10 protein-coding genes are annotated in these 13,134 nt (G+C 55.5%); 7 read left to right on the top strand and 3 right to left on the bottom strand.

Translation table 11 applies throughout. From position 1 onward, the window contains the following. Nucleotides 1-11: 11 nt before the first annotated feature. The 4 genes from ACR0D7_RS07640 (at nucleotide 12) to cls (ending at nucleotide 5,376) form a co-directional block, all read left to right on the top strand. Nucleotides 12-1,088: an AI-2E family transporter gene (locus tag ACR0D7_RS07640; RefSeq protein WP_480678485.1), complete on the top strand. Its 1,077-nt coding sequence runs from the start codon at nucleotides 12-14 to the stop codon at nucleotides 1,086-1,088. A 213-nt stretch (nucleotides 1,089-1,301) separates the two neighbouring features. Next, a complete protein-coding gene (locus ACR0D7_RS07635; RefSeq protein WP_480678484.1) occupies nucleotides 1,302-2,903 on the top strand; it encodes an arylsulfatase in 1,602 nt (533 codons plus the stop codon). 63 nt (nucleotides 2,904-2,966) lie between these two features. After that, entirely contained in the window at nucleotides 2,967-3,941 is a 975-nt protein-coding gene (locus tag ACR0D7_RS07630; protein WP_480678483.1) for an HAD family hydrolase, read from the top strand. Between the two features lie 22 nt (nucleotides 3,942-3,963). Then, nucleotides 3,964-5,376 (top strand): cardiolipin synthase, encoded by a 1,413-nt coding sequence (gene cls, locus ACR0D7_RS07625; protein WP_480678482.1) that lies wholly within the window; start codon nucleotides 3,964-3,966, stop codon nucleotides 5,374-5,376. Here the strand turns inward: cls and ACR0D7_RS07620 are convergent. Beyond that, nucleotides 5,373-5,816, bottom strand: coding sequence for an ion channel (locus tag ACR0D7_RS07620; protein ID WP_480678481.1), 444 nt, complete (start codon nucleotides 5,814-5,816; stop codon nucleotides 5,373-5,375). The genes cls and ACR0D7_RS07620 overlap by 4 nt on opposite strands. Before the next feature lie 144 nt (nucleotides 5,817-5,960). Here ACR0D7_RS07620 and ACR0D7_RS07615 point away from each other — a divergent pair, with 144 nt between their 5' ends. The 3 genes from ACR0D7_RS07615 to ACR0D7_RS07605 are packed head-to-tail and all read left to right on the top strand — an operon-like array spanning nucleotide 5,961 to nucleotide 10,049. Continuing rightward, nucleotides 5,961-6,608 (top strand): ABC transporter ATP-binding protein, encoded by a 648-nt coding sequence (locus ACR0D7_RS07615; RefSeq protein WP_480678480.1) that lies wholly within the window; start codon nucleotides 5,961-5,963, stop codon nucleotides 6,606-6,608. Continuing rightward, on the top strand, nucleotides 6,605-9,019 hold the full coding sequence (locus ACR0D7_RS07610; RefSeq protein ID WP_480678479.1) for an FtsX-like permease family protein: 2,415 nt from the start codon (nucleotides 6,605-6,607) through the stop codon (nucleotides 9,017-9,019). Before ACR0D7_RS07615 ends, ACR0D7_RS07610 begins: the two co-directional genes overlap by 4 nt. Further along, on the top strand, nucleotides 9,009-10,049 hold the full coding sequence (locus ACR0D7_RS07605; protein ID WP_480678478.1) for a lipocalin-like domain-containing protein: 1,041 nt from the start codon (nucleotides 9,009-9,011) through the stop codon (nucleotides 10,047-10,049). The genes ACR0D7_RS07610 and ACR0D7_RS07605 overlap by 11 nt, the downstream gene beginning before the upstream one ends. A gap of 2 nt (nucleotides 10,050-10,051) precedes the next feature. Here the strand turns inward: ACR0D7_RS07605 and ACR0D7_RS07600 are convergent, their stop codons facing one another. Both ACR0D7_RS07600 and ACR0D7_RS07595 read right to left on the bottom strand, forming a co-directional pair. Beyond that, entirely contained in the window at nucleotides 10,052-10,483 is a 432-nt protein-coding gene (locus tag ACR0D7_RS07600; RefSeq protein ID WP_480678477.1) for a universal stress protein, read from the bottom strand. Continuing rightward, nucleotides 10,480-13,089 (bottom strand): TRAP transporter permease, encoded by a 2,610-nt coding sequence (locus tag ACR0D7_RS07595; protein WP_480678476.1) that lies wholly within the window; start codon nucleotides 13,087-13,089, stop codon nucleotides 10,480-10,482. The genes ACR0D7_RS07600 and ACR0D7_RS07595 overlap by 4 nt, the downstream gene beginning before the upstream one ends. Between the last annotated feature and the right edge of the window lie 45 nt (nucleotides 13,090-13,134).

Below are 13,134 nucleotides of genomic sequence, written 5' to 3'. Positions count from 1 at the left end.
CAGGCCAACCTATGAAACTGGACAATGACACCATCGCAGAACCCTTAAAGCTTAGGCTTTCCGTTGTGCGGGACATTTCGATTGTCGCGACACTTGTCGTGCTGGGACTATATGCTGGCTCCGCGTTTCTGATCCCGCTGACGATGGCCCTGCTGATCAACGTCCTGATCATCGCGCTAAGCGACAGGATCATTACACTGACCCGCGCGCCCGTTTGGTTGGCCAATATCGCAGGTGTAACTGTCGTTTTAGCCGGTCTTTTTGTCATCATGTATATTCTAGGAAGTCAGGCGACCCAGTTTGCCAGAACGATCGGCACCTACGAAGACCAGTTCGACGACACGGTGAACCGGGTCACTGGTTTAGTGGGTAACGACGTGACCAAATTTATTCGCGACAACCTGATCAACATCGATATGTCTTACGTTGCGCGTGTTCTGCTTGGCAGTGCTACGTCCTTGCTGAACCAGTTCTTTCTGATCAGCCTCTATGTCGCCTTCCTCATGGCCGAGCGGCTGGCCTTTCGCAAAAAGATCCAGTTGGCTGCAGGTGATCCCAAAGCTGGTATTGAATTTGCGGCCATTCTAGATGCCATCACGTTCAGCCTGCAACGGTACGTCGGGGTAAAAACGCTGATCAGTTTGATAACCGCTGGTATCAGTTACTCGGTCTTCAAAGTGCTGGGTTTGGAGTTTGCTGAAACCTGGGCGGTTCTGACCTTTGCCCTGAATTTCATACCATCGATCGGATCGATAATCGCGGTGATTTTCCCATCGATGATTGCACTTGTTCAATTCGAAAGCATTGGGCCGTTCCTCGTCATCATCCTTGGCTGCGGGACCATCCAATTCCTGATTGGCAACTTCCTGGACCCTGCTTTTTTGGGCCGATCTCTTAATATGTCGACTTTTTTGGTCATTCTGGCCCTGATGTTCTGGACGACAATCTGGGGCCTTATCGGAGCTTTCCTGAGCGTCCCATTGACCGTTTGCATCCTGATCGTATTCAGCCATATCCCGGCCCTTCGCCCCGTCGCGATCCTGATGTCTCTGGATGGTCGACTGGGGGACGATCAGGATACAGATTAAAGATCTGCGCCAAAGGTGAAGAGTTCAGTCCACACTGTATATTTATATTTTTATATATGTTAAGAGCTTCGCCATCGAACTTTCGGTTATTTTTATTTGAGGTTCCCGTATAACGCGAATAATAATTTGGGGATCAGCGGTTTACGACGGTGCAAAATCACCGTTCCTGCTTTGAAAGCGGCCTCTAATGGCCTGTATTTTTAGGAGCTTTCTATGTTACCACCTGACTCTAGCATACCAAAATGGATATCTAAACTTGCGGCCGCCACTTTCGCCGCTTGTCTTGCAATCCCCGCCTGGGCGCAGGATCAGAAACCCAATATCCTTGTCATTTGGGGCGATGATATCGGTCAGTCCAACATCTCGGCCTATACGATGGGCCTTATGGGCTACAGGACCCCAAATATCGACCGAGTAGCCAATGAAGGCATGATCTTTACGGACTATTACGGCGAGCAATCCTGTACTGCGGGGCGGTCCTCATACATCATGGGACAGTCTGTATTCCGAACCGGTTTGTCCAAAGTGGGCCTGCCCGGTGCAAAAGAAGGTATGCAGATCGAAGACCCCACAATCGCGGGGCTGCTGAAAGACCACGGCTACGTCACCGGTCAATTTGGCAAAAACCATCTTGGCGATCGGGATGAACATCTTCCGACAAACCATGGTTTTGATGAGTTTTTCGGGAATCTATATCACTTAAATGCTGAAGAAGAACCCGAGCATGAAGATTACCCGGGCGATGCTATTTTACCGGATGGGCGTACCTTCCGCGAAGCATATGGCCCGCGCGGTGTTATTCACTCAACCGCAGGCGGCCCGATCGAGGACACCGGCCCCCTGACCCGCAAACGCATGGAAACAGTGGATCAGGAAACGCTTGAGGCGGCGATTGAATTTATCCGCGAGGCCAACCAGAATGGTACACCCTTCTATGTCTGGTGGAACGGCACCCGGATGCATTTCCGCACCCATGTCAAAGATGAGATGCGCGCACAAGCCAATGAGATCATCGGTGATCCTGCCGATGAATACACTGCTGGCATGATCGAACATGACATACAGGTGGGTGAACTTCTTGATCTGCTGGATGAACTGGGCATCGCTGACAATACAATTGTCCATTACTCAACCGATAACGGCCCCCATTACAACACCTGGCCCGACGCCGCTTCGACCCCGTTCTGGGGCGAGAAGAATACCAATTGGGAAGGCGGTTGGCGAGTGCCTTCAATGGTGCGCTGGCCCGGCAAGATCGAGGCCGGTTCAGTAATGAATGAAATCGTTCATCATATGGATTGGCTGCCGACCTATCTGGCCGTCGCCGGTGATCCCGAGATCAAAGATAAGCTGATGGCAGGATATTCCTCGCCTGCGATGGACCGCGACTACAAGGTTCACCTGGATGGCTACAACATTCTGCCATTGCTGACGGGTGAAACTACAGAAAGCCCACGTCGCGAGATCTTCTATTTCACCGATGACGGCGACCTGTCTGCGCTGCGCTTTGATGATTGGAAGCTGATCTTTCTTGAGCAGAAAGCTTGGTCGACCTTGCGCGCATGGATGGAGCCGTTCACCGAACTGCGCGTACCAATCATCGTGAATTTGCGCCGTGACCCGTACGAACGTGGCTATCGCACGTCAAATACCTATTACGACTGGATACTTGATCGTGCTTATTTCCTAGTGCCCGCTCAACAATATGTTGGGAATTTCTTGACCACCTTCCAAGAATTTCCACCACGCCAGAAGGCGGCCAGTTTCAGCCTGGACCAGGTCATGCAGAAGCTGTCCACGCCGTCCGCGCACTAGCTGATAAGACCGGAGGTCGCTATTCCCAGCGGCCTCTGCCATTTCAAATCAGGATATTTGGACATGCTGCGCATCATTCTCGCCCTGTTCTTTTTGGCGGCCCCGTTGCTGGCCGTAGCCGATCCATTGCCAAGCTGGAAAGACACCGAAACCCGTGACCGTATCATTGCGTTTGTTGAGATGGTGACAGACCCGGAAAGCGTGGATTACGTCACTCCGGCGGCGCGTGTCGCCGTGTTTGACAACGATGGAACCCTCTGGGCTGAACAGCCTGTGTATTTTCAGCTGACCTTCGCAATGGAACGCCTCGCGGAACTGGCTAAGGCCGACCCGTCGATCTTGATTACTCCGACGTTAGAGGCCGCTGCAAATGGAGATTTAAATGCCTTGGTCGAGGGTGGTCACGACGCCCTGATCGAGGTATTGGACGCCACCCATTCCGGCATCAGCGTGGAAGAATTCAAAGCGATAGCTGCCGATTGGCTGAACACTGCCCGGCATCCGGCTACTGATCTGCCATATGATCAGATGACTTATCAGCCGATGGTCGAGTTGCTGCGTTTTCTCAGGGACGAGGGGTTCAGAACCTATATCGTGTCAGGCGGTGGTCTGCACTTTATGCGCGTTTTCGCAGAAGACGCCTATGGCATTCCGCCTGAGCAGGTTTTGGGTACATACTCGGCCGCAACCTACGAAAATTCCAACGGTGCACCAGCCATCATCAAGGCACCCGGCATTGCCTTTATTGACGACAAGGAAGGCAAACCAATCAATATCGAACGCACAATTGGAAGACGGCCGATTCTGTCAGTGGGAAACTCTGACGGCGATTTTGCCATGCTCGAATGGACAACCGCCGGGCATGGGCCGCGCCTTGGTGTTTTGATCCACCACACCGATGCCGAACGCGAATGGGCTTATGACCGCGAAAGCCACATTGGCAAATTGGTCGACGGGTTGGACAAAGGGCCGGATCTGGGCTGGATCATCGTAGATATGGCGCAAGACTGGGATCGCATCTACACTGGGGGCGAATAAACACTCAGAGACTGATAACCCCATGTGGACATTACTTGTTTCCGCGGCCGTCTTTTTTCTCTACGCGACGGCATTGGTCTTTGCGATCCGGGCCGCACAGACCGCGCGCACACCACAGGGCGCGGTTGGATGGGTGGTGTTTCTGATCTCAGCACCGATGTTCGGGGTGCCGATGTATCTGTTTCTCGGGCACCATCGATTTCGGGGTTATCGCATCGCCCGCAAGCACAGTGAGCGGGTCGTGGAGGGCATCAAGAGTTTCGCGGATTTTTCAAAGCCCGATCTTGAAAAGATGTCCATAAACCCCCGCCCCTTTGAAGCCCTTGCGCATCTGCCTGTGTCACGCGGCAACGGGGCCGAATTGCTGATCGATGGCGAGGCAACTTTCGACTCCATATTCGAGGCAATAGACACCGCGCAAAGCTATATCCTGATCCAGTTCTACATTGTCCGCGACGACTCGCTGGGCAAGAAATTGCAGTCCAAACTAATTGAGGCCGCGCAACGCGGTGTTTCTGTCCGCTTCATGACCGATGCTGTAGGAAGTTATGGCTTGCCAACAGCTTATCTTGAGACCTTACGAGGCGCGGGCGTCGTGATTGCCAACCCACGCGACCGGCGCGGTCCTCAGCACCGCTTTCAGCTTAATTACCGCAATCACCGCAAGACTGTGATCATTGATGGTGAGACCGGATTTATCGGTGGCCACAATGTAGGTGTCGAATATCTGGGTCAGAGCAGCCATTTCGGCCACTGGCGCGACACTCATTTGAAAATGACTGGTCATATCGTCCGGCAATTACAGTTGATCTTTGTAGAAGACTGGCACTGGGCGCATGAAGAAGATCTGATCGACCAATTAAACTGGGCCGGATCGGAATCCGAACAAGACATGAACGCGCTGCTGGTTGCGACCGGACCTGGGGATGACACCGAAACCGGCGCGATGATGTTCTTCTCGGCAATTACGGCAGCTAAGGAGCGGATTTGGATCGCATCGCCCTACTTCGTGCCGGATATCGACGTCATGACCGCCTTGCAAAACGCGGCCCTGCGAGGTGTGGATGTGCGTATTCTGGTGCCGGACGTGATCGATCACCGGCTGCCCTGGCTGGCCGCCTATGCCTATTTCGATGAAATCCGGGACTGCGGCGCACGGATTTTTCGCTATACTAACGGCTTTATGCATCAAAAGGCGTTTGTGGTCGATGACACTCTGGCCGCCGTGGGTACGACCAATCTGGATAACCGCTCATTCCGGCTGAATTTCGAAGCGATGGCGCTGTTTTTTGATCCACGTGCGACCGAAGCCTTGGAAAAAATGCTGAACACAGATTTCGACTGCAGCTATGAGCTGACTCGAAACCTGTCCGAACAACCGCCCTACATCCGCTTTGGCTCACCTCTGGCGCGGCTGTTCGCCCCGATCCTCTAAGAGATCAGCTCTTCCTTGAAGACTTGCGTCATCAGCGCCACCATGAACGCCGTAGACAATCCAAACGCCAGCAAGCCGGTGACCGAGGCGAAGGCCCCAAAAATTCGCAAATCCTCGCCCAGAACGATATCGCCGTAGCCCAGTGTCGTGAAGGTCACCAACGAGAAATACAGCGCCGTATTCCAGTCGGTCAGAACATCACCAAACACCCAGACAATAGCCCATAGCCAGACTTGGAATGTGTGAATGGCCACAATAAAGCTAAGGGCCAGACAGATCGGTGCAGCAATCGTAAAGAACCTTTTGGCGTTTTCCAGTCGCAGGGTCAGTTCCCGCACCAACTGTGTGCACCACGTCAGCAGGATAATCTCGAACAGAAAGCAGATGCCCAGATAGATACTGCCCCAAATGATCTGGTTTGCCAAAGTCATAGATTTCATATCCCTTTCCGGAGAAGCCCTGCCACAATGGCCGCTTAGCAGGCATAGGACAAGGCTGCGACCAATGGAAAAGAATGCGCGTTGGTGCTGGACTCTGGCGGGCGGCGTTGCACATTGTGGAAGGCACTGTCCAAGGAAAACTGTATGTTGCTGAACATCGACAAGGTCCAGAAATCCTATCCCGGTGGACGCCCGGTTCTTCGGGATGTGTCGTTGACACTGGATGACGGGCAGACTCTGGCCTTGACCGGGGAAAGCGGCAGCGGCAAAAGCACACTTTTAAACCTCACCGCCGCACTGGACAGCTTTGACGGGGGTGAGATCACGCTGGATGGCATCGCTCTGTCACCACTGGATGACGCCGGCCGGGCAGCTATGCGGCGGCACAGCGTGTCGTTGGTATTTCAGCAGTTCAATCTGATCCCATCGCTTACCGTTGGACAGAACCTGTCATTCCACGCTCGACTGGCAGACCGAGAGGATGTCGATTGGACCGCTCGGCTGGCCGAGCGGCTCGGCCTGTCCGATTTGCTATCTCGCTACCCCGAGAGCTTATCCGGAGGCCAACAGCAGCGCGTTGCCATCGGTCGCGCAATGGCGCCTCGACCCAAACTGCTGCTTGCGGATGAGCCGACCGGAAATCTGGATGAAACCGCCAGTGCCAATGTGCTGGATCTGATGCTTTCTCTGGTTGCCGAGACCGGGGCTGCACTGCTGCTTGTCACCCATTCGCAAGACATCGCGGCCCGGCTTGACCGGCACGGGCATCTCTCTGGTGGTCACATCACATGAGCCGAACGGTCATACAGGCGTTGGTGTCGCATTGGCGGCGTCACTGGCTGCAACTGGCGACCCTGTTGATTGGCATCGCGCTGGCGACGGGTTTGTGGTCGGCGGTGCAGGCTATCAACACCGAGGCGCGGACCAGCTATCAACGGGCTAGCGATCAGTTAGCGTTGGGTTTGTTTGATGAACTGCGTGACCCGACTGGCCCGACCTCGCTTGACCGGTACGTCGCGCTGCGTCGTTCCGGCTGGCAGGTGGCGGCAGTGCTGGAGGGGCCTTTGCGGATCTCCGGTCGAACTGTGCAGGTGATGGGCGTCGATATGATCGCCTATCCCGCCCTGCCCGCCATGACGCAGATGGAGCAAAGCGACACGCCCCCTGATCCGGCCGATGTGCTGACAGCCCCCGGGCACCTGCTGGCCAAACCTGATTTGGCTGCGTTACTGAAGGCGCACCCCAATCTGCCTCCGATCTTGGAATCGGACGCAGTCCCGCCCGACCTGATCCTGACTGACATCGGTGTTGCCGAGGTTCTTCTGGACAAGCCCGGACAAATCTCGCGACTGATCATCTTACCGGACCAACCGCGTGATGTGCCCCCGCTCTCTGAGATCACGCCGGAGCTGCAGCGGATCGAAGCATCAACCCAACTAAACGCTGAACGGTTGACGGACAGTTTTCACCTGAACCTGACGGCCTTTGGCCTGCTGTCCTTTGCGGTGGGTCTGTTCATCGTTCACGGAACCGTCGGTCTGGCGATGGCCCAACGGCGCGCAATGATCCGTTCCATGCGCGCGCTGGGCGTTTCGATGCGCCGTCTGGTTTGGACCATCACTGCCGAACTAGCCCTGCTGGCGCTCATCGGTGGAACACTTGGGCTGATCCTTGGCTTCTTTCTGGCCGGAGCACTTCTACCCGATGTCGCCGCAACTTTGCGAGGGCTGTACGGCGCTCCGGTAGATGGGCAGATAAATTTACAGCCACAATGGGCATTGGCCGGACTGGCGATGGCCTTGGCCGGCACTTTGCTGGCCAGTGGTCAGGCCCTGTATCGTTTGTCTCGTATGCCATTGCTGACCGGAGCAGGCTTACAAGCTTGGCGCGTGTCAGGCTCTAATCACCTGACCACAGGCCTGATCGGAATTGGCTTGATCGTAGGCGGCTTTGCCGTTGGCCATACCATCGACAGCCTCGTCGCCGGATTTGCCATGGTCGGCGGCGTTCTGACCGGTTCGGCATTGATCTTGCCTTACTTGTTGTCCTTTGCCCTTTCGACATTTCAACATCGGGCCAAGGGGCCTTTGGCTCAATGGATCTGGGCCGATATGCAAGCGCAACTGCCGGGCTTGTCTCTGGCGCTGATGGCGCTTTTACTGGCGCTGGCCGCGAATATCGGCGTTGGCACCATGGTGTCGAGCTTTCGTCTGACCTTTGTTGGATGGCTGGATCAACGCTTGACGTCCGAGCTGTATGTGACCGCAACGGACAACCAACAGGGCCAGCAGATCGCAGAGTGGTTGGACCCGCAAGTCGATGCGGTTTTGCCAATCCGCAGCGTTGAATTGACCCACGAAACCGGCCCACTATTCCTGTATGGAGTTGTAGATCATCAGGCCTATCGCGATCACTGGCCGTTGATCGCCTCGTCGGAAGGCGTTTGGGATCGGGTGTTGGCGGGTGAAGCGATATTGGTTAACGAACAGTTCGCCCGTCGCGGAAACCTGTGGCCAGGGGATGAGGTAACCCTGAGAGAAGGTCATACGTTGACTATATCGGGCGTCTATTCAGACTATGGCAACCCGACCGGTCAGGCGATCGTCTCGATGCCGCAATTAGACCGGATCGCGCCCGGTGCCGATACGCGCCGATTTGGCATACGCTTGTCCCCAACGGCTGCCACCGAAATGGCCCAGGCATTGCGCGACCGGTTTGGCCTGCCCCGTCAGGCTGTTGTGCAACAGGTGGCCATGAAAGCACAGTCGCTCGCGATCTTTGACAAGACCTTTGTGGTCACTTCGGCGCTGAACGTCCTGACATTGGGGGTCGCTGGCTTTGCCATTCTGACCAGCCTGTTGACGTTGTGGACCCAGCGCCTGCCACAGATCGCGCCGGTTTGGGCGCTTGGCCTGACACGGGCTCAGCTTGCGCGGCTGGAAATGCTTCGTAGCGTTTTGTTGGCAGCGCTGACCGCTGTTCTGGCCTTGCCTTTGGGGCTGGTTCTGGCTTGGGCGCTACTCGCCGTGATCAATGTACAAGCCTTTGGCTGGCGTTTACCGATGTTCCTTTTCCCGATGGACTGGGCCTATCTGTTTCTCCTGACCTTGCTCGCCGCTTTGGTTGCCGCAACCTTGCCTGCGCTGAGGCTATTGCGTCTACCACCTGCTGATTTGTTAAGGGTGTTTGCCAATGAACGTTAAAGCCTGGCTCTTTGTCCTACTCATGCTTTTGCCCGCGACAATACACGCACAAGGCTATGCAAATCTGGGCGGCTCTGCTGAAGGGTTTGAAATCCCTCAACCCGGCCATAAATTCGAATTTCCACGGGATCACGGGCCGCATCCCGCCTTTCGGATCGAGTGGTGGTATCTGACCGCCAATCTGACCGGCGAGGATGAACGTGACTATGGCATCCAGTGGACGCTGTTCCGATCAGCCCTGAAACCATCCGAGGTCGAAGGTTGGCAAAGCCCGCAGCTGTGGATGGGACATGCGGCCATAACCACACCGGAAACGCACTACTTTGCCGAGCGCCTGTCGCGCGGGGGAATCGGACAAGCTGGTGCGAAAGCTGAACCTTTTGAGGCCTGGATTGACGAGTGGTACATGCGCGGACCAAACCCCAGCGCCTTGTCTTTGTCCGCCAGCGGTGTCGAGTTCGCCTATAACCTAACATTAAACGCGCAAGGTCCGTTTGTTTTTCACGGAGACGACGGATATTCGGTCAAATCCGCTGATGGGCAGGCCAGCTATTACTATTCCCAACCTTTCTATGAGGTCGACGGCGTGTTGCAATTGCCCGATGGCGACGTCGCAGTCACCGGTCAAGGCTGGCTGGACCGCGAGTGGTCTTCGCAACCTTTGGCAGCCGATCAAAGCGGATGGGACTGGTTCTCACTCAGCTTTGACAGTGGGGACAAGCTGATGGCCTTTCGCCTGCGCGGAGAACGCAGAGATTTCACGGCCGCCACATGGATCAGCGCGGATGGAACCGCAGCGCCACTACCGGACGGTTCGACTAGCTTTTCGCCTTTGTACACAGCAGAAGTAGCCGGGCGAGATGTGCCTGTGCAATGGCGCGTGTCTCTGCCAGACAAGAATTTGGATATTGAGGTATCAGCCATCACACCTGACGCGTGGATGGCCACAAGGTTTGAATATTGGGAAGGTCCCGTGAAGGTATCCGGCAGCCACACGGGCCGCGGATACCTTGAGATGACGGGCTACTGATCCTAACGCACGACGTAGACGGACACAGTGGAATGCCGGACAACCCGTGCGGCATTCGGGCCAAGCAGGTAATCCTTGAGGTCCGGCTTATGAGCACCAATCACGATAAGATCGCTGTTGGCGCTTTCAGCCGTTTTCAGAATTTCCTGATACGCAGTACCAGTTGCAACGACGTGACGAATTTTTTCGTTCCGTTCGGCGCCCAAAGTCGTATTGCAAAGTTCAGTCAGTTTAGACTGCGCCTCTTCTAACGCTTTTTCGTGGAAGTCCGGCTCGAAAAAGCCGGACACCCAACTTTCACCGAAATCCGGTAGTACGGTTACCACGTCCAACTGTGCGTCGTCCTGAGCCGCCAAAGCGGCAGCCGTTTTCAACACATTCACATCCAGATCGCCGTTGCTGATGTCTAAAGCACATAGAACAGAGTTGGTCATGCGGGCACCTCTTGTCTGGCGGCACGGCCGCGTTGCAGAAAGGCGATCAGACCCAGCAGGATCATCGCGGGGATATAAATCAGTTGCTTGGGAGGCTGGCTGGTCGGCAGGCTGACCGAAGTCAGACGCACGGCCTCATCCCCGTAATAGTCGAAATTTCCAAGCTTATCTGCCACCGGCGTGCCGAATAGGGGTTCCTCCAACTTGACCAGACCGTCTTCGGGGAACAGCAACAGGCCCATCGCCTCGACTCGTGCCTCTCCGCCTTCTTCATTGCCAACTGCCACAACTACAGTGGTATCGGTCATTTTCGAAGTGACAAAATTTGGCCCGCTTACAACCAAGCGCACTTCTGTTCCTGGTGGTGTTTGACCCATCGTCTCAACGAAGGCCGAAGGTTCAACAGACGAATAAGGCGGCGCAACGCGATCCATAAAGAAATCCGGCCGGAACAGCGCAAAGGCCACGAAGATCAGAGCAACACTTTCGTAGATACGGCTGTGGGTCAGGAAATACCCCATTGTGCCCGCCGTGAAGACGAGAATGGCTATCGTGGCGAATATCGCGACGGTTATCCCCTCGATCCATGTCACGTCGATCAGCAGCAGATCGGTGTTGAAGATGAACACAAACGGAAGTGCCACCGTACGCAAGCTATAGAAGAACGCGGTGAAACCGGTCTTGATCGCATCACCGCCCGATACCGCGGCGGCTGCAAAACTTGCCAATCCAACCGGAGGCGTCACGTCCGCCATGATCCCAAAATAGAACACGAACAGGTGCACAGCGATCAGCGGCACGATCAGGCCGCTCTGAGCACCCAGCTCGACCACCACACCGGCCATAAGAGAGCTTACCACGATATAGTTCGCCGTGGTTGGCAGACCCATGCCCAATATTAGGCTGAGAATGCCGACCATGATCAGCATCAGGATCAAATTACCGCCGGACAGGAACTCGACCAGATCAGCCATCACCTGCCCTACACCGGTCAGCGTAACAGTGCCCACGATAACCCCCGCCGTGGCCGTGGCCAGCGCGATCCCGATCATGTTGCGCGCACCGTCGATCATGCCTTGCCACAGATCCGCCACCCCGTCGATAAAGCTGTTGTGCAGATTACTCTGCCCACGGAACAGCGCCTTGAGCGGTTTTTGAGTCAACAGGATCACGAACAGAAGCGCAGTCGCCCAAAAGGCTGAAAGACCCGGGGATTTCTGTTCGATCATCAGGAAATACACCAGAACGATGATCGGCAGCAGGTAATGCAACCCGGCTTTGTAGATGTCCGCGATGACGGGCAGCGTGACCTCTTTGGCATTCGGATCGTCCGGTTCAAGATCGGGCACCTGAGCAGCCAGATACAGAAGGCCCACATAGACCGCACAGACAATCAGACTAAGGATAAGCCCCGCTGACGACGGTGCCCAGCTGGACACCGCATCAACCGGGAATTGCGAGCCATAGCAAAGTCCCGCGAATACGATGAAGAAAGACAGCATCCCCACAACCGTCCGCGCCAGATGTACGTCGCGATCGCCCAACGTGGGCATGTTCCGCTTAACAGCTTCCAAATGCACGATATATACCAGCGCGATGTACGAGATCGCGGCGGGAAGGAAGGCGTGGGTGATCACCTCAACATAAGAAATGCCCACATATTCCACCATCAAGAAGGCTGCAGCGCCCATAACCGGAGGCATGATCTGCCCGTTGACAGATGAGGCGACCTCGACCGATCCAGCCTGTTCGCTGGAAAATCCTACGCGCTTCATCAGCGGAATGGTGAAGGTACCTGTTGTCACAACGTTCGCGATGGACGAGCCCGAGATCAGACCGGTTGCCGCCGATCCTACAACCGCCGCCTTGGCGGGACCGCCGCGCAAGTGGCCGAGGGCACCAAAGGCCATCTTGATAAAATAGTTCCCTGCCCCGGCCTTATCCAGCAAAGCACCAAACAGAACGAACAGGAAGACGAATTTCGTGGACACACCCAAGGCGATGCCGAACACGCCCTCGGAGGTAATCCACATATGGCTCATGGCCTTTTTCAGACTGGCACCTTTCCAGCGGATAACCTCGGGCACCCACTCGGATGAGCCGAAGAATACATAAGCCAGAAAGATTGTCGCAATAATCGCCATCGCCGGGCCAAGCGCACGGCGCGCGGCCTCGAAAAGCAGGATCAAGCCGCCAAGGGCGACCCACTTGTCCATATCGTCCGCCAGACCGCCTGCATCGACGATCTTGTTGTAGAAGAAATACCCGTAAAGCGCGACAAACGCGCCCAAAAGACCCATGATCCAGTCTTGAACAGGGATGTAATTACGTGGGCTGGATTTCAGCGCCGGGTAGGCAGCGAAGGCCAGAAACATCGCAAAGGCCAGATGGAACTGGCGCGAATTGTTTACAACGCTACCGGGCAGCACATAGTTGGCCAGCGGTGAGGCTAGTACAACCTGGAAAATCGACCAGATCGCCGCCACAACGGCCAGAAAAATCCCGACATTACCGACCGGATTGCGCCCGCCCGCATCGGACGAGGCCACAAGCTCCTGCAGCTCTTCTTCGGATAGCGGACGATTGGATTGTGTGTCGGAACTCATAAAACGTCTCCCCGTCGCGGCCTTTTCCGGCCTTCTAATTCACCC

The organism is Ruegeria sp. BB7, assembly GCF_056539365.1.
This window is presented reverse-complemented; position numbering and strand designations above follow the sequence as displayed.